Raw genomic sequence first — 26,020 nt, 5'->3', positions numbered from 1 at the left:
TCCAAAATAAAATGTTTTTCTACAAATTATCTTATATTTGTAAAAAACTACATAAGAGGAAAGGAAACTACATGGTTTAAAAAATCATGTAGTTCATCACAAAAATAGTAATTTTAGTACTGTTTTTGAATGAGGATCTGATTAGAATTCTTATTGTTTTTATAAAAGACAGTGAATATATATTCATTATTTATTTTTATCCCAGGAGGCAGTTTTATAGGGAATTTACCTTCTAAACCTGTATCTCCTTGCTCAGTCCAAAGGAATAAATAATTCTTTCTTTTACCATTTTTCCGGTTAATTGTTCCAGGGCTTTCTGGTAATAATCCAACTGCACTCTATACCTGGTGCTAAGTTGTTCTTCCGCCTGTTCTCCATACACGGCATCGGTTTTATAGTCTAATAATACCCATTGCCCCTCTTCTTCAAAATACACGTCAATAACACCCTGAATCAGTACGGTTTCTTCACTTTTTAGGCTGTCATTGATTTCATTGGCTTTCATTCCCATGATAAAACGGCGTTCTTTATAAAGCCTACCAGCTCTTGCGGCTTCTTTCATTCTCTTAGCGGTACGGCTTTTTGTAAACTGGAATAATCGGTCTATGTCAAGAACATGGATATCTGTTTCAGTGATTTTCTCCATCTTCTTTAAAGTCAGCAGGGTACGGTAAATATCATCTTCCGTATTAATCTGTAACAAGTCCATAGCTTCTAATACAGTATGATACAAGGTTCCAAGATCCGCCCCGGTAGCAATATCTGATTCACCTGCAAACTCAGGTATGATAACTTCCTTCCCTTTTTTATCAGTATGCTTCATCACAGTTCCAAAATCTTCTGCTTCATACTGTCCAAGCCGCTTTAATTCCGATACGGTAAGTTTAATATGGATATTGGTTTCGGTTTCATAGGGATACTTATATTCCATATAAGACCTTATGCCCTCTCTGGCTGCTTCATCATATATCCTGTCCTTATCCCAGTATATAAAATCCTCTTTGTTCACCTTGCTAAAAAGCTGTTCCATATATTCTGCCTCTGCGGCTTCTTCATAGGAAGATTGCTTTATGGTAATAGGAGTGCCTAAAAGATAAAGGGGATGCTTGTCCTCCTGTCTTATGCCATAGTCTTTTAGAATCTCTTCAAATCCCCTGCAGCGCATCAGGGAAGGAATTACCCAGTCAAGATAGGTTGCGGCATTGCTTAATTGATAATATAACAGGGTCTTTTCCTTCTGCCTTACGATACCTGCCCATTTAGGAATCATTTTAGAAGGGGCTTTTACCCCGCCGGTTAAAATTAACTTTTCCTTAGCTCTGGTCAGGGCAACATAAAGCACTCTAAGTTCTTCTCCCAGATTTTCCAACACCAGCTGTTTTTGAATTACTTTTTTTACCAGAGTGGGGCCTTTTATCCGAAGTTCAGTATCGATATAATCAATACCAATTCCCAGATCCGGATGGATTAAAAGACTGCTTCTGGAATCCTGATTATTAAAGGTTTTGCCAAGTCCTGCTACAAAGACGATAGGAAATTCCAGTCCCTTGCTTTTATGGATGCTCATAATCCGAACTGTATTTTCATTTTCCCCGGCAACTTTGGCTTCTCCAAAATCCACATCATACTTATGGAGCTTTTCAATATAGCGTATAAAATGAAACAATCCGCTGTAACTGCTGCCTTCAAATCTTATTGCCCGCTTAATCAGCATATCTACATTGGCACAGCGTACTTCACCTGCTGGCATGGCAGAGATGAAATTATAATAGCCGGTTTCCTCAAGAACCTTTAAGATCAGTTCATGAATAGACAGATAATGAACCATATTTCGGAAATGATTTAATTTCTCCAGAAAGCCTTTTAATTTTTCTGACAAATCATCCGTAGTCGTTTCACCATATTCCTTTACGGCTTCATACATGGTAATCCTTCTTCTGGGTATCCGAATCTGTGCCAGTTCATCACTATTTAAGCCTACCATGGGAGACCGTAAAACGGCAGTGAAGGGGATGTCCTGTCTCGGATTATCAATAATACGAAGCAGATTTAACACAGCCCTTATCTCCAGGGTAGAAAAGTAACCCGACTGGGTTTCCGTATGGGCGGTGATTCCTTCTGCTGCCAGAGTATCGGCAAATACTTCGGACCAGCCGCTCATGGTACGAAGAAGTATTACCATATCCCCATAACCAGCTCGTCTTAAACCCTTTTCCTTTTTATCATAAATCATAAGCCCATTCACAGGGTCGGCCAGTTCTTTCATACGCTTTGCTAAGGTTTTAGCTTCTATTTCTCTTGCAGTATACTCGGTTTCTTCCTCACTCTCTTCTTTTCCGGCGCCTGATTTAGTATCTGACACTTTTAGTTTGCTAAAGGGACTGCTCTCTTCGTCCTCCTGCTCCGTTTCAGAAGGTTTGACAGAAACTAACAAAACCTCAGTATCCACCGATATCCCCTCGGTAAAGGCACCAAAATCCGCTCCCGGATAAAGAGCTGCCTTCTCATCATATAGGATATTCCCAAGTTTCCTGGTCATAATCTGCTCAAAGATAAAGTTAATACTCTCAAGTACAACCGGTCTGCTTCTAAAATTCTTATGTAGGTCAATTCTTTGATTGCTTCCCTCCAGCAAATCATAGGTATCATACTTTTCCATGAATATCTCCGGTCTTGCAAGACGGAAACGGTAAATACTCTGTTTCACATCCCCTACCATAAAGAGGTTTGGTCTGCCATAACGTTCACCACTGATACTATTTAGAATCGTCTCCTGAACCAGGTTGCTGTCCTGGTACTCATCTATCATAATTTCAACATAATGCTCACAAAGTTCATCTGCTGCCGGAGTTGGAGTCAGGATTCCCTCCTTTTTCTGGACTAGTATATTCAGGGCAAAGTGTTCTAAGTCATTAAAGTCCACAATGTTCTTACCAGATTTTTGTTCCTTATAGGCATCGGCAAAATCCTTGCATAAATCAATAAGTACCTCCACCGGTTTCTTCATAGCTCTTAGGTCCTGTAACATCTCCTGGCTGTCCTGAAAGAAATAATTCTTATTCAGATCCGTAATGGCTTTTTTAATCTCTTCTCGGATGGTCTTTACCTGATTCTTCTTCTCCTCGCTTACCCACTCTTCCTTTTTACCAGATAGTCTGGCAAAGGTAAATCCACGAAACAGTTCACCGTATTCTTCATAATCATGAAGTTCAGATAACTCAAGCAGTAACGTCTCATCACTTTTTAGTGCTGCCAGATAAGCCCCCGGTCCGTCTGCCTCTTCACAGATTCCAATGGCTTCCCTGCATCTGATAAGGAGATCTGCCGTCACCGTCTTAAGATATAGAAGCAGCGCCTTCATCCAGTCAGAGGATTTCATCTCTTCTAACGTTTCAATGGCAAAGGTATGTTTCTTATCCTCCAGCCATTCCTCTGGCCAGGGATAACTCATAGAAAAATGATAAAGCCGAAGTATTAAATCCTGTGCTGCCTCATCGGATTTACCGGAGGTAAAGCTTTCGATAAATTCCAGAAAGTCTTCCTGTCCGTCTTCATAGTATCGTTCCAATAAATCATTTACCACATCGGATTTTATCAGGGTAAGTTCTGCTTCGTCTGCAATCCGAAAAGATGGGTCCAGGTCTATAGTATTAAAATGATTCCTGATTACATTCAGACAAAAGCTGTGTATGGTGGTAATCTGGGCGCTGTGAACCAAGGTGACCTGTTTTTGCAGGTGAAGATCCTCGGGCTGTTTGGAAAGCTTTTCTTCAATAGCAGCACCGATTCTCTCCCTCATCTCTGCTGCCGCGGCATTGGTAAAGGTAACAATTAATAATCGGTCTATATCCACCGGCTTTTCTTCATCCGTAATAATCGAGATAATCCGCTCTACCAGTACTGCTGTCTTTCCAGAGCCTGCCGCCGCAGATACTAAGATATTCCGGTCCCTTAAATCAATTACTTTCTGTTGTTCCTCGGTCCACTGCATCTGCGTCTCCTCCTTGTCTTTCTTGTTTCTGTTTCTGATTCGTAATTTTATCCCAGACCTCCTGGGGTGTCATGGAGGCTAAATTCCGATAAGAATATCCCTCTATCTTGGTGTCAAAACCGCAGACACTTTTATAGACACAATAATCGCAGGCGCTGCGTTTTCCAAGCTGGTAGGGTTTAATGTCGGTTTTCCCCTCCAGAATTTTTAAACCATATTGTTTCACCGTATCTTTTACGTATCCCTCCAGAGCCTTTAATTTACGGATATCTGCTATACTGGAACGCTTGGTGGGAAAGCCCTCTTTGTTGGTTTCCACTGGTATAATGTCAGACTTAACAGAGGGTTTCATCCCCTCTCCCTCATTGTAAAACTCCCGATCCATATGCATAATAACTTCTTCACTGCTGTTTACGATTCCATTCATCTTAAGTTCTTTTAAGATACTGTCTTCTACATGGCTGCTTTTCTCCACAAAGGGGTCGTCTATGTTGTAGTAAAGGATTCCGGCAGGAATGACTGATTTACCCGGATGTTCCTTCTCCATTAATTCCATTGCCGCATTCATATAAACCGCAAGCTGTATCTGTAACCCGTAATATACTGACAGAAGATCAAAGGAAGTGGTACCGGACTTATAATCAATTACCTTTACCATAAGATTGTCCTCTTCTTCAAAGACATCCAGTCTGTCAATCCTGCCCATAAGTCTGATATAGTCTTCCTCACTTAAGTCAATTTTTAAGCTGTTAAGTTCCTGTTCTCCGGAGAAGAACATCTCAAAGCCTACCGGTTCAAAATCTCCTTTTTTGATCTGCTCACACAACGCCCAGAGGGTTCGTTTGGTAATCCGCTCCACCCGTTTTACCAGGTACTGGTACCGCTTGGTACTGCTAAACACATCATTTCCATAGCCTTTTGCAGCTTCCCTTACACACTGGCCTGCCCATTCCTCCCTAAGTTCCTCTGGAATGGTATGCCAGTTATATTCGCTTTCTTCCATTTTTCTAGAAAACAGTTCTATGGCGTTATGAAACAGATTACCGATGTCCGGCACTGCCAGCCGATATTCTGCTCTTTCGTTTAATTCAAGTCCATAGCTGATATAATGGGCAAAGGCACAGGCTGCATATTTTTCAAACCGGGTCACACTTCCATTTAAGGAATCCCCGTACAATTCTCTAGCAATCCGCTTTGATAAGCCTTGTTCTTTATTCACATAAAAGGCTGCCTCTACAAGTCCCTTTAACAGAGGCGTATATTCCTCCTTAGAACAATAGAAACTAAATAATTCCTTCCAGGTATCGGTGGTATCCTGAAAGGGATACGTTCTAAGACCTTCGATTAAGTAAGAAAGTCCTCCGTCAGCACCTAATATCTGTGACAAATCTTCTTTGTCAGAATCCACCTCAACAGGCTTTAAGTCAGGAAACAGCTTTCTTATGGTTTCAATAATATAGGAGGGTCTGATTGCTTTGCCATCCCCATCAAGCCTGCTGTAACTGATATATAACCTTTCCTGGGGTTTTGTCATATTTAAGTACAGGTAAAACTTCTCTGTATAAGCGGCCTGCCGTTTCGTCGGAGCCATCTCCACCTCATTGTCAGAGATAAACTGCCTCTCCATATCCGTTAAAATCCCTCCACTGCCTGCATTTTTTGGAATAATGCCGTCATTAACTCCCACAAAAAATAAGGCTTTAATATCTTTTAACCTGGTACGTTCGATATCACCTACCATAACCTGGTCAAGTCCCGGGGGAATCAGCCCTACTTTTGCTTCTGCAAACCCCGCTTCCAGCACTTCTATGTACTCTTTTAAAGAAATAACTTCGTCTCCTAAGAGTTCAGCCAATTTCTCATACAGGTCCATAACAATTCCGTATATCTGTTCATATTCTCTGGCCATTTCCAAAAGATTCTCTTCATTAAACTGTGTCGTGAATTCCTCTAGTTTACCTGCAGCCTCCATATTCACCCCGAACTCGTAAATGGCTTTCGTGTATTCTTTCACGTTCTTTGTCTTATCCGAAAGGACTTCATATAACGGATTTAATTCTGCTAGAAATGCCTGTCTGACTTCATTAATTCTGGTAAGCTCACCTTCTCTTTGTCCTCTAAAGGTTCTGACCCAATCAGTCTGCCACTTATTATGCCCCCGTATTCCAAGGGCAATTACATAATTCTCTAATATATCCGCATCTTCTCTGGCGATGTTTGACAAGCCGCACCTAAGATACCGGAATACACTTTCATAATCAAAATTATTCTGGATAATATCAAGAGCCGACCGTACCATTTCTACAAAGGGATTGGAAAGGATGTCCCTTTTATTATCAATAAAACAGGGAATCCGGTTCTTATCAAACTCCCTGCCAAGTTCCCTGCCATAAGAAGCGATATCACCGGTCACTACCGCAATATCCTGATATCTGTAATTACCTTCCCGTATCAGCTTCTTGATTTCCTGTAAGACAAAGGAAACCTCCCCTCTGACATCCCTGGCCCCATGGATACTTATATTATCCTGATCTCCCTTAAAAGGTTTTATGGGGTAACGGAAGATGTTAGCTTCCAAAGCTGCCAAGGCTTTACTGTTTCGGTATCGATAGGGGATAATCACTTCGATATTCCCATGAATTTTTTCTGGTTTTTCCCCCTGGATATTCTCTGATTTTTTAGCTTGGATATTTTCTAGGCTTTTCTCTTGGTTATTCTCTGTTTTTTTCCCTAGGATACTATCTGGGCTTTTCTCTTGGTTATTCTCTCTTTTTCCCCCTAGGATACTATCCGGGTTTTTCTCTTGGTTATTCTCTGAAATATTACCAGAGGTAAGTTCTTCGGTAAACAGGGGGTTCTCCACCCGTATCTTTTCCTCATATGCAATATCTGTCAGCTTTTTAATAGTTTTCTTACTTAGATGGAATAACTGAAATTCTTCATCCGGTACATAAAACTCTTTCCGGTCAATGGTGACGGTTATCAGGACCTTTTTTGCCTTTTTCATCAAAAGAGTCAATAATTTATACTGGGCAGGTGTAAATCCGGTAAACCCGTCCAGACAAATAATACTATCCCTAATCAATGCAGATTCCTCAATTACCCCGCAAAGCACGTCAAGAATCTCTTCCGCTGTAATGAACTTCTGGTCCAGATACTCCTTAAATGCCCTGTAAATTATGATAATATCATGTAATTTACTCTTAAGCAGCGGCTTACCCTTCATCTCTGCTGCCATATGTTCAAGCATCGGTATACTGATACTGTACTGATAGATTTCAGAAATCAATGACTTTAACTCATCGATAAATCCCCGCTTTTGCACGTCATGGTTAAATAATTCCAGTTCTTTTCTCTTTCTGGCCACGATTTTTCGCAGCACCATCGTTTTTCCCGTATCTTCCAGAACCGGCTTATCATTCCCCCCCACTTCATCAAAGATTCGGTAAGCAAGCCGCATAAAGCTTAATATATCAATGTTCATGGTTCCCCCGTAAGGGTGCATCATTACGATGTCTTTCTGAGTCTGGAGGGTAAACTGTTCCGGAACGATAACAAAGTAATTGGTATTGTCATTCTGTATGGATTTCTCTATGATTTCTTTATATAACTGATAGGATTTGCCCGAACCGGACCTTCCTAGAACTAGTTGCAATGACATGTTTTAGTCTCCTCCTTTTAGAGTATTGAGAATTATTGATAAAATCAGCTTTTCAGGCTGTGAGGAAAGTATTGGTGCTGTTATGTTTTCTATGCTTAGGATTCTTCGCCTGAATTCACTAATGTATTTTATATGCGGTAAAGCAAGAATGAAAAGCCACAAACTCCTCGCTTTGCTCGTCAAACAATGTGTCTTTTCATTCTGAACCACATATAAAATACATAAGTGAATTTGCAGGCTCAGAATAAAGCGCATAGAAAACATAACAGCACCAATACTTTCAGGTTTCGTTTGCGAAGCTGATTTTATCTATGTATTTTGTTTTTATCTTTATCTTTATCTTTATTATGGTCTCCGTCAGATAATATACTTGGTAATAGAATATGATGATAAAAAGAGGGATTCAATTTTTTCTTTCCTTTTAAGTTACCAATAAATAAAGACAACAAACTAACTTTACTTGGTATTTTGCTATTCGTTACTTCATTTAGATTGCATTGGATAAGCTATCGTTGGTCTGAAAAACTCATCATATCCTTTTTTGTACCAATACGGATTGTAGCTCCAAAACCATTTATAAATATCTTCCTTAAGTATTTTTTCGGCTTTCAATTTTTCTTCCATATAGTTTACTGCATTTTGGTCTTTCTCTCTTAATTGCCATTCGGGGTGAAGCATTGAAACCTTTGTTTTAACTGCATATTCAAATCTAATACCAGCGGTATAAGCCTTTGTGTTATAAAAAAGTCTTGGAGAGCCATCAAGCCATTCGAAAGGGAAAAATACAGAACCATCATTACCTTTATGTCAGAGGATATATCAAAAATATCAGTTAACATGGCAATATATTGATGATTTTTCTCTGACATTTCCATGAAATCATTCCTTTCAAAACTCAAATAATCTTCGGCTAAGTACCTGTCCTATAACCTATATATCACTTGCAGAACATACGTTCAACATAGATGCTATTATCTAACAAAGCGTTACATAATATATATTTTCATACTATATTTATTTCATGAAATCAACTTTAACACCATCCCCATTATATCATAATGAAGCCTAACTTGTAAGCTTAAGATACATCGTCCACTGCAAATAGAGAAATAAAGTTTTCTCCAAAGACTAAGGCAGTATTCTGGTATGCTTGTAATTTTTTTGTATTGGAAAGAACCCCATGACACTTAAACTTGATGAACTGCGCCAAGTAGTAAAAGAGTAACTGTCTGAGCGTAAGCGAGTTTTACTCTTTTACTACTGCTTTAAGCAGTTCATCAAGTTTCTAGTGTCATGAGGGTTCTTTCCCTACAAAAAAATTACAAGCATACCAGAATACTGCCGCCCCCTTTAAAATAATTATCATAAAATCAATAAAAAGCTAATAAGATATATAAAGTATTTATTTGGAGGTTAGTGTGTGAATTTCCTTATACAGACCAGAGGGTCTTTAAAAAATCCACACATAATAAACTGAAATTGGTACGTTCACAAGAGTTTTCCATCGCATGGATTCGTTTAAGAAAAGTGAACCTTTACCAGGAAAGGCATGGTGCAAAATTTGTCAAAAACAAAAATCGTTGTTATTCACTTAAAGGAAATTATATATACGGCACTATTTGCAGGACTGGGAATATTGCTGGTAGTTCTTCTGGTCATTATGTTTTTAAACAAGAAGGATGATTCGACAGCAACTATGACAGGAACCCAATATACACCCGGAGTATACAATTCAACCCTCGTATTAAACGACACAGCGCTGAATTTGGAAGTTGTACTGGATAAAGATCATATTAATTCCGTACGCATTGTCAACATCGATGACACAATCACCACCATGTTCCCACTGGTTGAACCATCCTTAAATGATATTGCTGAGCAGTTAATCAACGGAGTTGATATTGATTCCATCGTAATATCCGATGATAGTAAATATACCCAGACTTTACTGTTAGATGCCATTAAAGCAACACTTGCCAAGGCAACCGTACCAGAAGAAGAGGATGAAAAAGATCAGTAATTTAAACATAGGTACCCGTAGTCTTGCGGATACATTCTCTGCATTAATACATAATAACAGCCTCCTTACATAATCCAGTATGGATTATGAGGAGGCTTATTATAGGATATCTTATTATCGTACCTGCCCTTAGATGATATAAGGTGATCTGTCACTTAAAAATATAACTCCAATAATTCCAGGACCTGTGTGGGCTCCGATTGCACAGCCTACATAGCTTTCAATAAAGTTCCTGCAGCCGTACTTTTCAATCATCATTTCTTTTACCGTATTCAGGGTCTGTATATCATCACCATGGACAAGACCTATGGTTTGATTCTCTAAATCCACACCTCGTTCTCCTGCGATATCTACCAGACGCTTTAGGGATTTCATGCGTCCCCTGACCTTTTCTATGGCAACCAGGGCCCCGTCCTCATTAATTTCTATAATAGGTTTAATATCAAGAAGTCCTCCGGCAATCGCAGAGGTCCTGCTGAGTCTTCCGCCTTTATAAAGATATTCCAGGGTCTCTACGGTGAAAATATGTTCCATGTTATCGCAGTAAAACTGAATTGCTTCAATTATCGTCTGTTTTGGTAATCCTGCCTCTACCATTTTTAGGGCTTTTTCTACTACCAGACCAAATCCAAGGGATGCACATTTGGAATCGATTATAGTCAGGTCAAAATCCGGATATTCTTCCAGAAGTTCTGTTTTTGCAAGGTTGGCAGCATTAAAAGTTCCGGCGATTCCGGTGGAAAAACAGATATAGATTACTTCATCACCATTCTTTGCATAGGCTTCAAAATTCTTATGGAACATAAAGGCATTAATATGATATGTCTTTACCTCCATTCCAGATCTGAGTATATCATAAAACTTTTCCGGCATTATAGTTTCACCGTCAAAGTAGTCTATTTCATTAATAACAACCGGCGTAGGTATAACATGGAGCTTGTACTTCTCTGCCAGCCACTTGGGCACATCGGAAGCGGAATCTGTAATAATTCTTAAAGCCATTTTTATCCCCCTGTAGTTTAAGTTTCAAGTATATAAAAACTCATCTCATTGTATTCTTTATAGCTAATAATTACGAAACTCCAACAATGTACCTCTATATATGATGGAATGATACACTTCTAAAAACTGCATCGTTTCGTCATTACCTGCTGATCGCTATGGATCAAACCTCAGCAATTGATATTCTCAAGGTCCATAAGCCAGAGTGCCGCACTGGCATCACTTGGCATACGCAAATCTCCCCTTGGCGATACGGCAACCGAACCAACCTTAGGTCCATCCGGAAGGCAGGACCGTTTAAACTGCTGGGAGAAGAACCGGAGGTAAAATACCTTGAGCCATTTTAGGATAGTTTCTTTATCATAACAGTCTTGAAAGGCTATAACCGCCAGCCGGTATATCTTATCAGGGGTAAAACCGTACCGTAAAATATAAAACATATAAAAATCATGTAACTCATAAGGACCTACAATATCTTCTGTCTTCTGGGATATAACTCCCTCTACCGGCGGCAGCAGCTCTGGACTTACCGGCGTATCAAGGATATCCAACAACACATGTTTTAAGGATTCCACTTCTGCGGTTTCCGCAAAATAAGATACCAAATAACGCACTAAGGTCTTTGGCACGGAAGAATTCACTCCGTACATGGACATATGATCCCCATTATAAGTAGCCCAGCCCAGTGCCAGCTCTGACATATCTCCGGTACCGATAACCAGTCCATTATATTTATTGGATAAATCCATAATAATCTGGGTTCTTTCCCTGGCTTGGGAATTCTCATAGATTACATCATGATTGTCCTTATCATGGCCAATATCTTTAAAATGCTGCAGTACTGCATCCTGAATTGGAATTTCCATTAAGGTAGTACCAAGATGTCCCGCTAAAGCAAGGGCATTCTGATACGTACGGTCCGTTGTACCAAAACAAGGCATGGTAACGCTTCGTATTCCCTTTCTGTCCAGATGTAGCAAATCGAAGGCTTTACAGGTAACCAGTAATGCAAGGGTGGAATCAAGTCCTCCGGAGATGGCTATGACTGCACACTGGCTGCCGGTATGTTCCAGTCTCTTCTTTAATCCAAAAGCCTGGATATTAATTATCTCTTCACACCGCCTGTCCCTGTCTGCTTTTACACCAGGTACAAAAGGTGCTTTATCGATAAACCGGGTTAATTCAGTATCTGGAAGTCCGGCAAAGGAATAGCTGTATTCTATTATCTCATATTCCTGAAAAGAGGTCGGCGTAAAAGTACTCATTCTTCTACGCTCATTCATTAACTTCTGGACATCCAGTTCGGAATATATCATTTCATTTTCAAAGCGTTTTGACTGTTTTAGCAGGACACCATTCTCTGTAATAAGATTATGCCCGGCAAATACTAAATCCGTTGTGGATTCACCTTCCCCGGAATCGGCATAGATATAACCACACACTAATTTCGCCGACTGCATCTTTACTAAATCTCTGCGGTAAATATCTTTTCCAGTGGTTTCATCACTGGCAGAGGGATTTAAAATCAGTGTTGCCCCGGCCATGGCATGGTTTACACTTGGCGGGAGCGGTACCCATAAGTCCTCGCAGATGTATGACACATTTCAAATATGTACAACACCATTAAATCCATTATTATTTCTACATTATAACACCTTTTCGTAATAAAAGCTATTATGAACAGAAATAAATTTCTATCTCATGTTATAAATGCATTTAACTGCATATCCCAAAAATAAAAGTGTACAACAGTACTGCTATGTGCTATTATGAGTTAATCATAGGATTGGAGAGATATCATCGTGATAGCAGTAATTGAACAAAAGAAAAATGGAAACACGTTTTATTTAAGAAGAATCTTTGACCATAACAATACACTTATAAATGAAGAAAAAGTACGATATAAAACGGTTATCAAGAAAATCGATAACAAAACATACTTTATTCTTTATGATATGAATATGTGTATTATTAAAGATGTATTTAAACTCTTAAATATAGACTTATCAGAACAAGCCTATAATTCAAAAGAAAAAAACTTACATGGACTAAAATTATTATTCATCTTCTCATACATAATCAACACGGAAATCAGTGATTTTAAAAGTTCAGATATTAATAACTTTATTAATTTCCTACAAGGTAAATCACTAAAAGGAAGACAACTGTCTTTACAGTTGACTACAGAAAGAAATTCAGAAACCATTTCCTCCTATTTATCAAGCTGCAGAATATATGCCGAAAAATATTGTGATAAAACTACCTCTAAACTTTTAGAATTAGATAAATATAAAACTATTGAACATACACTTAGTGATGAATATACGCATAAAACTATTCCTTATAAAAACAGAATTAAAAAGCATGATGAGCTATTAGATGAAGTCCCTGCATATATCAACACTGAAGAAATGTCAAGAATTATTAATATAATCAGAAGTGAATACTCCTTACTTGAAGAATGCATTGTACGCTTAATGTTTGAAACTGGCTTAAGAATTGGCGAAGTCTTAGGCTTAACAGCTGATGATTTAGTAGTTAAAGAAGTAGAAACTGAACATGGAGTAAACTACATTACATATGCTTATATAAGAAACCGTGTATCCGATGAAAATTACCAAAAGGCTAAAACCTGCATGAAAGTTCACGATGTGGGTGAATATCAGCTTAAATCATATCAAGACAGTTATCAAGTTGTAATTGTTCCTCGTGAACTTTTTGAATTAATAAACTCCTACATAGAAAAATACCATCTCAAATACAGGAAAACAAAGAAAGTCAATTACTATCATCACGCTAAAGCTGACAGGGTTAGAAGTGCATCTAAATATGAAGATATGAATTATTATGTTTTTTTAAATTCACAAGGTAAAAAACTTTCGCAGCGTATGTGGTCAAGCACCCTAAGAGAGATATTTATAAAAGCAGACATAGCTGTTGATAAGGAAAAAAAGATTCATAACCTTAGCCATAGATTTCGCCATGGATTTGCCGTTTTTCATGTTCAACACATGAATACGAAAATATTAAAACTAAAAGAATTAATGAGACATCGCTCCATTAGAACGCTTGAACGATATTATAAATTAACACTTTCTGATAAAGTTAAAATTAAAGAAGATTTTACTGATGAATTATACCGCTTTTTACCAGAACTAAAAACATATAATTATAATACCAAAGAAGGTAAACCATGAATACAAGTAATGAAGTAGTTAGACTAATTCGCCAAGTTGAATTTCGTGACAAAGAATTAAAGAAAATTGTAATGGAATTTTGTGATAACAAATACAACAACGTTTCTTCAACCCAGTCATTGGAAATAAGTAGAAGTTTCAAATGTTTTTCCAATCATATCAGTCAAGATTTTGAATGGAACAAATTAAAGTTTTTTTTACGGAATGTTAGAGCCTTACATCATGTCTTTTCTTTATTACTACATTTCACAACTATTGATTATTTACCAAATAAAATACGAGATGAATATATACTTGCCCACGAACAATTAACCTATCTATCACAAACAACCATTCAAAGATGCACCTGTGAACAGATGGAATATCCGCATTCTATATGGCTTACTAAAAGCTCAAGGAATATTATAATAAATGCAAAGAGCCTTGATATTTTTAAGCTGTTAGTAGACTTCATCGATACCGGAACAGACTTATATAAGCATGAAGCATATAAAATCTTTCTACTGAATTTTGAAGAAAGCATGCAAAATCATTCCATAATAAGTCTGGATGATTTTAATTATGATACATTTAAAACACAGTATCAGTATTTCAAAGATAAAAACGCCGTTAATGCATTGTTTTACTTTTATTATTATATATGGGAAATCTCTAAGGACAAAAACTTATTTCCAATAAATAGCGGAATCATTTATGAAGCAATGAAAAGACATACCTTCAGCTCTGAGTATCTTGACGGCTATCGGGCCTACTATCACAATCCACTTGAAAATGTACCTCTTACGGATAAGTGGATATTAATTCAAAACGAAGAATATAAGACCAACAATGAAAAAACCGCTAAATTACACGGAAATAGCATAGATTTTAACCGGATTGTTGCTAAAGAATATCAGGCAATCGTCAAAGAGTGGATTTGGGTAAATACAGGTTCTTCATTATTGACTAAAATTAAGAATTACGGTTATGTTGTAGACTTTTTAAACTTTATATGCAGCAGAAAAAAGCATCAATATTATGAAGTTAGCATTGATGAGGTACTTATATACAAAAATAATATCCTAAGTACTGTACAAGTAGATTCCAATATTGGACGTACTTTCAACGGTGTTAAAGTGTTTTTGGATTATTGCAATGATACTAAAAAGATAAATATTGAAAAGAATACATTGATACAGTTAACACACTCCTATGCTCGAATTAATAATGCCGAGAAAGTCTCTGATGAAGATTTAGTTAAAATAGCAAATAAGATGAAAGAAAAAACTTATGAAGATATTAAATTTAATCTTTATTATGTCATCTTCTATCTGTTACTTGAATCAGAGATGAGACTATCCCATATATTGTCACTTGAAATAAACAGTATCAGAGACACGATTAAAAAAAATCAGTATGTCATAGAATTTCAGACCAAATCATCTGGAACCTTCGAAATAAAAACTGGCATAACCAAGTATATTAAAAAGCATCTGGACTCAGTAATTTCAAGCACAACAATGATACGTAACAAATGCCAAGATGAAAGTATTAATAACCGGATTTTCTTAAAACGAAATATTAACCGGAGTTTAGTTATTTCACCTATGAGGAAAGATGATTTTAACATCTACTTAAAAAACATTTGCATTGAACTGCGCATAAAACCGTACACAGCTAAAAATTTAAGAGATACTCATATGACCAAAAGCGTTGAATACTCTATCAGCAAAGGTTTACACCAGCTTACACAATCAATATTAACCGGACATAAAAATACAGAAATAACCAAAAGACATTATTTAGATGAGGACATCACTGAAATGCTGGAATTACTTTATCAGACGCAGATAGGAGATATTAATGTTAATGGCGAGGTCTTAATTAACTCATCTAAATTATGTAATGAAAGTGTCGTAGAAAAAGGCTGTGGCTTTTGTAAACGCAGCCACTGTACTGATGATAGTTACTTTAGTTGTTTCATTTGTAAGGAATTTGCCACAACCGTAGATAGAAAAAGCTTTTTCGAAGAAAGAATAAAAGAAATTGATTTTAAACTCGAAACACTGAGCACAAGACATGATATAGAAGACTTACAGTTAAAAAAGCAATTGTTACTGGCTTACTTAAAGAAAATTTACATAATTGATGCTCAACATATAAATAAGGAGAACTTAAATGTATGATAATTTCGCTATAAATATTGTAGAACTCGAGAAACTTACAGGTGAAGAAATCAATCTGAACACCTATGGAGTTAATGATATTATTAAAAAGATTATAGAAATTGACATTCTCCCGCATAACGATACTTTTATGAAGTTTTCAGATAACATTTGGGACTTCAGAGGTAATAAAACTGATGCCATACCCTCTGGAACAAAAATATTAAATTTTACTGATATACCCGTTTGTTTCCAAGAAGATATTAAATCATATGTACTATTATCTCTTCTAAATAACAGAAAAAAGATACAATCAATTCATGCATACTTATTCCGTCTTAAAAAGTTCTTAAGATACTGTTATAACAAAGGAATATATTATCTGAATGAAATCACAGCGAACGACATTGCTGCTTTCAAAAAGGATTCTGCGCTATCCCTCCGATATGAGAATGCCATCAAAGAGGCTGTCTTAGATTTTGTTAAGGTATATTCCTATAATTTTAAAAATATCTTAAATGACGAACTATCTCAAGAGCTTGCAATTACATATAATGATGCTTTACTAAACCATATTGAAGCAAATAAAACACCTCATATACCGAAAGAATATCTTGATAAAATGATACAATTATTTATCAAAACTATAAACAGCGTAACCGAAACCATAAATAACAGAATAACTGCAGCTGCTCTTCTTTTACTAAGCCAAACCGGTTTGAGGATAAGTGAGCTTCTCACATTTACAGTAAGCTCCCTTAATTATAAGTCACTTCATGAAGGTCGCAGAATACCATACCTTAAATATATTTTAAAGAAAAGTATCCGTGGTAATAACAAGTATACATCTATGGATATTTTTGTAACTGAATTAGCCGAGTTTGCTTTCAAAAAGCTCATTGAAATAACCAATGAATTTAGAAACCAAAAAGGCACGGATTACTTGATTTTATTTCCAAATACCAAAGTACATCCAGTTCCAGAAACGAGCTTTAACAAGCGAAATATTGAGCTATTTATATCATATGACAAGGAATTGAAAACGATTAACCGTATTGAACCATCGCAATATCTGAGCACCGTTAAATTTCGAGAACATAGAACTATCAAGACAATAACTTATCCGATTACCATTCAGTATCGTGTCACAGTCTGTACCAATCTATACGAAAAAGGAGTCCCTTTACAGTATATACGTAAATTCATGGGACACCTCTCTGAGGAAATGGAAGGCTATTATGTTAGAAACCCGAATAATATTCAAGAAGATATTAATTTTTCCAGACAGACAATAGAAGGTATCGTACGTGGTGACTTAAAAATTCTTGGTAACAATGCTGGTCAGATGCATAATGACATACAAAGGTTTATCAATAACAATAACTTTAATGTTGAAAAAGATGTTGAAGCAATAGTACAAAAGCTCATTGAAGCCGTACCAATAAGAGCTAAATTAGGTGGTGTATGTATTAAAAGTTCCCCCTTCAGAGAATGCAGCAAAGATTATCAAACAAATGAACTATTCTGTGCGTATAATGTATGTCCAAACATCTTTCATTTTTTCTATATGTGTGAGTTATCTTACCGACAGTGCAAAGAACTCGTAGAAACAATCAATATCAACTACAGAAATGAATATTTCCGTCAAGTTGAAAAAGAGTGTTTGATGTTAGGTAGAATTGTTAGAGATAAATTACTTCCTGAACTTAAGGAGCTAAAGGTACAGATAAACAAACATGGAACAGATAGCATTTTGATTAACTACCCCGATTTAGTTAATATTATTGAAAATTATGACGAAATCCTATTGGAGGCAAATAAATGGCAACATATGATGAAAGCATTGAACTTATAATAAATAGAATGGGCATTTCAAAAGATGACATACCAGATTTCATCTATGATTATCTTATAAAAATCGAACAGCTTGCAACTGAAATTAAAGAGAACCAAACCAGAGCAGTTGAACATTTCAAGAAAAGTAAATTTAACGCATCGTATGTATCTAAGCAAATAAACTGCTCCAGAACTACTCTTTATAATAACGAAATCCTAATACAATATATCGATAAGCGCGAAATAGAATTAAACAAAAATAATCCGTATGTTAAAATCAGTGAACTTAACGATATCATTGATGAACTGCGGAAAGAAGTTGATATGCATGAAATAAAAGATGTAAAAATAGAGTTAATAATCATTGAAAATGAACAGTTAGCAAATGAACTCAAGACATTGAAGATAGATGTTGACAATCTAAAGATGGAAATCGAAAAAAAAGATAAAGAAATTAGGACTTTCAGAAAAAATGCACTAAAATCAGGTGAGTAATATGTAAATAAAATCTGTTTAAAGCTTTACATCCCTGTTTTATCCTGTTTTAAAACCCTTTTTAAAGGATATTTTAATAATACAGAACAAAATAATCAATTATAAAAGAACGAGCACAATTTGAAGCTTATAACTCACTTAAAAAGACAAATACTATATATACAAACTTTAAAGGAGATTTCTGAGTGGTATTACCAGATAGAAAGAAAAGTGTTGAATAATCAACATATTGTGTGAATGGAAGTTTTGAGTACCCTTGGAATAGATAAAAGGTGCAGATTTTACCTGCACCTTCATACTTTATACAAAATAACTTTTGAATTTGTACTTTGATTTCTATTTACTACTCTATATCTCTCTAGATATTATTTCGATTTCGAGTTTTGCTTCATCTGTTTTTTTATATATGCCACTGGTTGAAAAATAGTCCGTACCTGATATCGCAGGTATTCTTGCTTGTTCTGATAATCCGCCATCAACAGGAGTATAACCATATTGAGCCATTACAACTTTTACCATTCTTCCTACATTCTGTCTAGCTGTTGGATTTTTGTCATTACCAAGGTAAATAACCGGGAAATTGGAATGTGCATCAAACTTTCTTTCCAACTCTGCTCCGATTAATGTTAATACTGGTAAATCCATTTCTGATGCAATTATCATCTTAAATACACTTTCTGGCTTAACCAAAAAATTCATAACCTCTTCAACTCCTGCTTTTCCACCATTTACATCAAGCATCTTTGTCTTCTTCATAAAATCTTCTTTAAATCCCATAGCAACTACCCCTTTCATAAATTTAATACTACATATATGCAGTATTAACTTAATCTTTGAATTTAATATAACATATATGTAGTATTAATGCAATACTTTTTAAATATTTTACAAAATAATTTTCAATGAGGCAAAGAGAGGGCACGAAGTAAAAATCTCGTGCCCTCTCTGTTTCTCTGCATTATAAAAGATTATGTTTGTTTATTATTATTATTATTATTATTTTCGTTCTAACACCCGGTATGTACCTGAATACTTTCTTAATGTTTCCTTAGCATCTGAAAGCTCTATGCCTGACCTTTTTGCTATATCCTTAAAAATTAACACTGTATTTTGAGATTCCCCATCTAAAATGTAATCACTTAAAGATTGATTTAATACTCTTAGTGCATCTGAATCTAATTCCATATCTATACCATATTTGTATTCCATAAGCTCTGAACTACCTATTAATTTATCTAAAAACACAGGTGGATATTTGAAACCATCCTGTAAGGTGTTCATAATAGCCATATCTATCTTTTTGCCTTGATATTCTACCCATGAGTGGTCAAATCTACCTTCATCATTTTCTACTACACCTGTTTTGACTTCTAAATCTGTAAAGCCTACCTCTGTTAAAAGAATGTACATTATTGCAGAAGTCAGATGGCAACCTCCTTCAAATTTGTTTTCCTTAATGAAATCATAAGTACTTTTTACTATTATTCTCATATTATCATCACTTTCAATTTCATTAAAAGTTAGATTATTCTTCTTTAAACAGCACTGTTTGTATTTTAAACCACTACCACAAGGGCATCTATCATTTCTTCCTATACTACCCATATATTAGAAACCACCTTTTCTTTCATTTGTACTTTATTACTATCTTGCGCTAGGGTCTACCGCCTTGACACTTGGGTCCTGTGCCAAACAGCCCATGGAGAGCTATAATATAAAATCTCGCATTCATTGGCAGGTGCAACAAATAAAACTTTACCCTTCTTATTACTTATGGTTAATGTACCTTTTATTCCAAATGAATTAGCTTCTTTTAGGTTTGGTTCCATCTTATCTACAATAAAAGAATTTTCAAGCCTGATTTCATAATCTCCGGCTCATTTTTACTGTTATAACTTAAGATGCCATTTTCTTTAGAAATAAGTTGATATATGTTGGTATATCTAATATTACTTCATTTTTATCTTCATCGAAAATAAATGAACATTGTACTAACTTACCCTCTTTAGATATACAATCATACAAAAAGTTTAGATTCTCTTTTACTTTAGGATTAAGCGCCTTAGTAAGGTCCTTGTTCATATCGGTAAAAATATCTTTAAAATCATTAATTAGCATCTCAACATCAAGCAATTTATTCTCGGATATCATTTCTTCCAATTCCTTGACCACTTTATTTTGTAACCTTGATTTACCCTTTTCAATTAGATTCTTCGGAGATACATAAATATGTACCTCCTGCTTATCATAATTTATCTCTGATTGAGTTATACCCATTTCACAATGTGTCATATATATTCTTAAATTATAAATCATTCTATATGTAAAATAGTTATCATAGTAATTCTTCTTTACCACACCAAAGATATCTTTATAGTTTGTTTCATAAAATTCTACCCAAGCATAATAAGCACCTAAAATGTTGTACATATATCTATTTAAAGCTGTAAAACTTTTATTATCTAAAAAATCACAACTCTGTAATGATTTCTGCCAATCATCTATATTATCAACAACTATATAATAATAGTCCTTACAAATCATGATTTTTTGTAAGGCTCTTATACTTTCTTGAGCTGCTTTCAATTCTTCCTCAGTAATTTCTTTAAAAATTGTATACTTTCCTACATCTTGAAAGGTTACTAACTTATATCCCATACTAATCCTCACTATGTTTTGTTTATACTTATTTTTACATATTACTCCAAGTCAGTAAATTGGTCAATACGAGCCGGGAAAAACGAGTCGTTTCCCCGGCTCTCGATTGTGCTTGAGTAGAACAGAAAACCACCGTCTCTAAGAAGTCACATATATAATTTATAGTAAGAAAAATAATCGACTTTCTTAGTAGGTTATCCTTTTATTGTATTATATCTCAACCGTATCAAGCTCCTTCAGCCATATTTCTGCAGAAGCATCACTTGGCATTCTCCAATCACCTCTTGGAGATAACGAAACCGAACCAACCTTAATGCCGTCTGGCATACAAGAACGTTTAAATTGCTGTGCAAAGAATCTTTTATAAAAAGTTCTCATGTCTCTTAGTATACTTTGTTTATCAATTATATCAAGATTTACACCTTTTCTAACAGCTTGTAATTCCAACGAATTAACATACAACTCATATATTTTCTTAGGACCAAATCCATATCTCAACATATAATATAAAACAAAATCATGCACCGCATATGAGCCAATAGCATCCTCGGTTTTTTGGGCAATTGTTCCGTCTGGATTTGGAGGCAATAACTCAGGACTAATCGGTGTATCACAGATATCAAGAAGTGTATCCTTGATATCATCAGCTTGCTTTTTTGCATAGGATTTAACAATACTTCTTACCAATGTCTTTGGAATAGATGCATTTACCCCATACATACTCATTTGGTCTCCATTATACGTACACCATCCAAGAGCTAACTCAGACAAATCACCTGTTCCCACAACAATACCATTATATTTATTTGCCATATCCATGAGAATTTGTGTACGCTCTCTTGCTTGTCCATTCTCATAGGTTATATCATGAATATCGATATTATGTTGAATATCGTTATAATGCTGAATACAAGCATCTCTTATCGGAATTTCCAATATTGTTACATTCAAAGCTTCCATTAACTTCTTAGAATTTTCTAAAGTTCTGGAGGTTGTACCAAAACCAGGCATTGTAATTCCTATGATACCTTTCATATCATAATTATTTAACTTAAATGCCTCTACCGTTACAATTAATGCCAGTGTAGAATCCAAGCCCCCCGATATACCTATTACAGCATTACTACAATGTATTTTTTTAAGCCTTTGAGCCAATCCTGTGATTTGAATATTCATAATCTCTTCGGAACGGCTGTCAATATTATGAGGCACAAATGGTAAGACAGATAGTTCCTTGTTTGATTTAAATTTATGAGAAACAGGCTCAAATGTTTTAGTATTTATACATTTATATTCTTTCTTTTCTTGGATAATCATATATGAACTATTCATTGTCCTATCATTGATACATTTTTCAATATCAATTTCACCATAAGTTATCTCTGTATTGCTAAAAAATATTGATTCTGATATTACATATCCATTTTCGGCTATAATACAATGTCCTGAAAATGCATTATCTGTTGTAGATTCATCAGATGTTGCAGATGCATAGATATAGCCACACATGCACCTTGCTGAGTGCATCCTAACTAAATCCCTTCGGTAATCTGATTTACCAATAGTCTCATTACTTGCTGAAAGATTCACTATGATATTAGCACCATGCAAACAATGATATGAAGACACAGGTATCGGTCCCCATAAATCTTCACACACCTCAGTGCCGATAACCGCTCCTGATACCTCATCTTCAATAAGTAAATTTGTTGTAAAAGGATACGTAACACCTCTAATGGTCATTTCATCGTTAATTCTATCGAATGAAGGTTTAAAATTTCTAGATTCGTAAAACACACTGTAGTTTGGAATATATGTCTTAGGTATTATACCAAGTATTTTACCCTTATGAATGGGTATTGCACAGTTAAACAATTGATTATCTTTCCTTAACGGCATTCCCACAAACATAATTGGATTAAATTCATTATTGGATTTTTCAACAAATCTAAACAATTCATTAATAGCACTATTAATTAATGTGGAGTGATTAAATAAGTCTCCACAAGTATAACCAGTAATACAAAGTTCTGGAAATACTACGATTCTTGTCTGTCTCTCACCATTACTATTTTTTTTATTAACATCATTGATAAGTTCTAACATCCTATCTACATTGTAGGCTGGGTTTCCTATTTGTACTGACTTAGGTGTTAATGTAGCTACTTCAATGATTCCATTATTTATAAAATCATTCATATTTATACTCCTTTTCTTCATGACTGATATAAAAATGTGTTCATCATCTATAGCTATATTTATTCATATTATATATATAATTATTGAACATATTTAAAATGTACCATATGCAGATTTCAATACCGATTGTTAAAGACAGCATATTTAAGCATCGAAACAAAAGATTCGTTCCAAGCGGAACTTTCTTCCCATTAAAATTAATGTATTCCACCTTTTCATGACCGGCGTTAAAATATCTTGCCTCATAAAATTCAGAATAGTTCGGCAGGTTTTTCTTTGGAACAAAACCAAGGAGCTGACCGTTTTGTATCACTGCTGCCGTATTATAAAGTTTGCCTTCTGTAGTGATTGGCACCCCAAGAGTAACCAAAACCTCTTTACCGGCAGTGTACGCTTCGATTCGTGCAAGCTGAGCAGCAGCACTATTTAACAGGGTATCCTGTAAAAAAAGTTCTCCGCAGGTATATCCGGTAAGGCATAATTCCGGCAGGGCAAGTACTTTTACCTGATCTTTTTCCGCCTGTTCAATTAGTTCGATGATTCTATCCGCATTATAAATACAGTTTGCTACCTGTATCCTTGGGGTAGCTGCAGCAACTTTAACAAATCCATGTTTCATATAAAACTCCCATCTGTGTGCTTTAGCACACATGCAAATCAGGATGTTGAAAAAACTGTTCCTGTTTTTTCAACCTAACTCCCATCTGTGTGCTTTTGCACACATGCAAATCAGGATATTGAAAAAACTGTTCTTGTTTTTTCAACCTAACTCCCATCTGTGTGCTTTAGCACACATACAAATCAGGATGCCCAAAAAACTTCTCTTGTTTTTTCAACCTAACTCCCATCTGCTGACGAACTTTACTCGTCTATTCAGTAAAAAAAGGCAGCTAAAGCTGCCCTTCATCTTTTGTTCATGTACCCGAAACGCCGTTTCCTGTATTTTGACTCCTAGCAAAGCTAGGTGGGTTTCCGCACATAAGCCTCTGTCTTCCACTGCAAACGGTGGCCTGACATAATCTTACGGATGTAGGAATCCCATATTATATCATGTAGGTTCAAAATAACAGGAGTGTCGTACATCCCAGGAACTTCTTGTGACTTTATTATACATTACCATAATGGATTTTTCAAGTTCTTTATGACATAATTAGCACTAAATGTCTAACTCTTCTACATATTCCTCCAAACATTGGAAGGTAAATACAAATTCTGTGCCAGCACCAAGGGTACTGTTAACCTCAATCGTACCATTGTGTTTTAAGGCAATTTGCTTTGAGATTGCAAGTCCAAGACCGGAACCCTGCTCATTTTGTTTTAATTTGGATTTATAGAATTTGTCGAAAATGCTTGGTAAATCTTCGGCTGAAATTCCAATGCCTTCATCCCGAATTGATATTACTAGTTTGTCCAGCTTCGATAAATTTATGTGTATGACAGAATTTTCATTTGAGAATTTAATGGCGTTATCTAAAATAATAAGGAACATCTGTCTTAAGCGGTCGTAATCGCCCATCATCATATAAACCGGACGGTCTTTTTTAATTTCAAGGGTTATATTTTTTTCAGAACTGATGGCGTGTACGCTTCGGATTAAATCATCAAATACCTGACTAATATTGACGGGTTCTTTTTCCACAACAAAATCCGGATTCTGCATTTTAGACAGCACTAACAAATCTCCGACCAGGCGCTCCATACCCTTGCATTCCATTAGCATTCTCTCATGATACTGATTCATCTTTTCTTCATCAGTAATAACACCGTCTACCAATGACTCCGCGTAAGCCCGGATTACCGTAATAGGGGTCCTGAGCTCATGGGATACATTAGCAAAGAAATCCACCCGGACCTGTTCCCTGTTCTGCCGCTCTATTTCATTTTCCTTTAATTCATCAGCTAGTATGTCAATGGTCTGTGCCAAATCCCCCAGTTCATCCCTCCTGGTGATTTCCGTCTTGCTTTCATATTTGCCGCCCGCAAGTTCCAGAGCCGTATTTCTCATCTTGGTGATAGGATTGGATAGACCTCTTGCAAATAAAATTGCAATGATAAAGGATATTAACAGTGCAACACCAACGCTTAAGAATATTAGGTACATACTGTTTTGTATAATTTCAACCTGCTCTTTTATCTCGGACCTCAAAAAAATAGCACCAATTACTTCCCCGTTAATGATTACCGGCATACCAAGAATAGCAGATTCACCGCCTAATTCTTCATAATAACCACTGGCATACATAATCTGGTTCTGAAATGCTGCATTGATGACATCAATACAGTCCTGGGACAGCTTAACATCATCCAGATTAACATTCGCTAAATTCTTATCCAGAGGATGGGCCGCTTGGGGATTGGATATGGTCCAGATATCCGGTTTATCCGGATCTAGTTTCTCTAATATCTCCAAATCTTCAATATAATTTTCCTCTTGACCATCGCTAATCATTTTCGATAATTGGGAAGATATACTGGTAGCCTGATTTCTCAGCTTATACTTGTAATTGTCAATTGTTTTGGTCTTATACAGATTTAAAAAGATAAGCCCTATTAAGACTGCCAACACAGTCAGCACAATCGCGTAATTTATGTATACTTTCAAAAACAGCCGGCCTGGTGTCCTGCCCTTACTCTTCTTATCCATCTTAATACCCACTGCTTAACATATTTTTAGCCAAACCATCAGATCGTATCCAAAACCATATATATCAGATATTCTGATATTTGACTTAGTTCTTTACCTGCCATAACCTAACCTAAAAGAAACTGCGAGGCAGTTTCTTTAGAAATGATATATAGCCTAAGTTGCCCGGAATA

At 35.9% G+C, this 26,020-nt stretch carries 15 protein-coding genes, 1 other RNA gene and 1 pseudogene; 5 read left to right on the top strand and 12 right to left on the bottom strand.

Annotated features, from left to right (window positions below):
* Positions 1 to 232: 232 nt before the first annotated feature.
* The 3 genes from addA to QA584_RS04115 form a co-directional block, all read right to left on the bottom strand.
* Entirely contained in the window at positions 233 to 3,991 is a 3,759-nt protein-coding gene (addA, locus tag QA584_RS04125; protein ID WP_278273236.1) for a helicase-exonuclease AddAB subunit AddA, read from the bottom strand.
* Positions 3,957 to 7,652 carry a PD-(D/E)XK nuclease family protein gene (locus QA584_RS04120; RefSeq protein ID WP_278273235.1) on the bottom strand — a complete coding sequence of 1,232 codons (3,696 nt, stop codon included), beginning with the start codon at positions 7,650 to 7,652 and terminating at the stop codon, positions 3,957 to 3,959. Before QA584_RS04120 ends, addA begins: the two co-directional genes overlap by 35 nt.
* A 483-nt stretch (positions 7,653 to 8,135) precedes the next feature.
* A complete protein-coding gene (locus QA584_RS04115; protein ID WP_278273234.1) occupies positions 8,136 to 8,276 on the bottom strand; it encodes a hypothetical protein in 141 nt (46 codons plus the stop codon).
* 937 nt (positions 8,277 to 9,213) lie between these two features.
* Here QA584_RS04115 and QA584_RS04110 point away from each other — a divergent pair.
* Positions 9,214 to 9,672 (top strand): hypothetical protein, encoded by a 459-nt coding sequence (locus tag QA584_RS04110; protein ID WP_278273233.1) that lies wholly within the window; start codon positions 9,214 to 9,216, stop codon positions 9,670 to 9,672.
* Between the two features lie 129 nt (positions 9,673 to 9,801).
* On the opposite strand, the gene QA584_RS04105 is transcribed toward QA584_RS04110, so the two are convergent.
* Together QA584_RS04105 and QA584_RS04100 are read right to left on the bottom strand one after the other, a co-directional pair.
* Positions 9,802 to 10,674 (bottom strand): DegV family protein, encoded by an 873-nt coding sequence (locus QA584_RS04105; protein ID WP_278273232.1) that lies wholly within the window; start codon positions 10,672 to 10,674, stop codon positions 9,802 to 9,804.
* A 170-nt stretch (positions 10,675 to 10,844) separates the two neighbouring features.
* Positions 10,845 to 12,266: pseudogene (locus tag QA584_RS04100) on the bottom strand (NAD(+) synthase); the annotation flags it as partial.
* Positions 12,267 to 12,476: 210 nt separating this feature from the next.
* Between QA584_RS04100 and QA584_RS04095 the strand changes: the two are divergent.
* The 4 genes from QA584_RS04095 to QA584_RS04080 are packed head-to-tail and all read left to right on the top strand — an operon-like array spanning position 12,477 to position 18,346.
* Entirely contained in the window at positions 12,477 to 13,871 is a 1,395-nt protein-coding gene (locus QA584_RS04095; RefSeq protein ID WP_278273231.1) for a tyrosine-type recombinase/integrase, read from the top strand.
* Positions 13,868 to 16,036 (top strand): hypothetical protein, encoded by a 2,169-nt coding sequence (locus QA584_RS04090; RefSeq protein ID WP_278273230.1) that lies wholly within the window; start codon positions 13,868 to 13,870, stop codon positions 16,034 to 16,036. Before QA584_RS04095 ends, QA584_RS04090 begins: the two co-directional genes overlap by 4 nt.
* Complete coding sequence (locus QA584_RS04085; protein ID WP_278273229.1) at positions 16,029 to 17,870, top strand: tyrosine-type recombinase/integrase; 1,842 nt, start codon at positions 16,029 to 16,031, stop codon at positions 17,868 to 17,870. Before QA584_RS04090 ends, QA584_RS04085 begins: the two co-directional genes overlap by 8 nt.
* Complete coding sequence (locus tag QA584_RS04080; RefSeq protein WP_278273228.1) at positions 17,837 to 18,346, top strand: hypothetical protein; 510 nt, start codon at positions 17,837 to 17,839, stop codon at positions 18,344 to 18,346. Before QA584_RS04085 ends, QA584_RS04080 begins: the two co-directional genes overlap by 34 nt.
* Positions 18,347 to 18,694: 348 nt before the next feature.
* On the opposite strand, the gene QA584_RS04075 is transcribed toward QA584_RS04080, so the two are convergent.
* The 7 genes from QA584_RS04075 to QA584_RS04045 all read right to left on the bottom strand — a co-directional run bounded on the left by QA584_RS04075 (position 18,695) and on the right by QA584_RS04045 (position 25,847).
* The gene (locus QA584_RS04075; RefSeq protein WP_278273227.1) at positions 18,695 to 19,123 is read right to left on the bottom strand and encodes a hypothetical protein; all 429 of its coding nucleotides are present in this window, start codon (positions 19,121 to 19,123) and stop codon (positions 18,695 to 18,697) included.
* A 219-nt stretch (positions 19,124 to 19,342) separates the two neighbouring features.
* The gene (locus QA584_RS04070; protein WP_278273226.1) at positions 19,343 to 19,951 is read right to left on the bottom strand and encodes an SEC-C domain-containing protein; all 609 of its coding nucleotides are present in this window, start codon (positions 19,949 to 19,951) and stop codon (positions 19,343 to 19,345) included.
* Positions 19,952 to 20,242: 291 nt separating this feature from the next.
* The gene (locus QA584_RS04065) at positions 20,243 to 21,004 is read right to left on the bottom strand and encodes a hypothetical protein (protein ID WP_278273225.1); all 762 of its coding nucleotides are present in this window, start codon (positions 21,002 to 21,004) and stop codon (positions 20,243 to 20,245) included.
* Positions 21,005 to 21,214: 210 nt separating this feature from the next.
* Positions 21,215 to 23,203, bottom strand: a complete 1,989-nt coding sequence (locus tag QA584_RS04060; RefSeq protein ID WP_278273224.1) for an NAD(+) synthase — start codon at positions 23,201 to 23,203, stop codon at positions 21,215 to 21,217.
* A 43-nt stretch (positions 23,204 to 23,246) separates the two neighbouring features.
* Positions 23,247 to 23,822 (bottom strand): nitrilase-related carbon-nitrogen hydrolase, encoded by a 576-nt coding sequence (locus QA584_RS04055; protein WP_278273223.1) that lies wholly within the window; start codon positions 23,820 to 23,822, stop codon positions 23,247 to 23,249.
* Between the two features lie 296 nt (positions 23,823 to 24,118).
* Positions 24,119 to 24,297, bottom strand: a non-coding RNA gene (gene ssrS, locus QA584_RS04050) — 6S RNA.
* Between the two features lie 62 nt (positions 24,298 to 24,359).
* On the bottom strand, positions 24,360 to 25,847 hold the full coding sequence (locus QA584_RS04045) for a sensor histidine kinase (RefSeq protein ID WP_278273222.1): 1,488 nt from the start codon (positions 25,845 to 25,847) through the stop codon (positions 24,360 to 24,362).
* Between the last annotated feature and the right edge of the window lie 173 nt (positions 25,848 to 26,020).

Origin of the sequence: Anaerocolumna sp. AGMB13025, from assembly GCF_029689925.1 — a bacterium.
Lineage (GTDB): Bacteria > Bacillota > Clostridia > Lachnospirales > Lachnospiraceae > Anaerocolumna.
The sequence above is the reverse complement of the archived record's forward strand: the minus strand, read 5'-3'. Positions and strand labels throughout refer to the sequence as shown.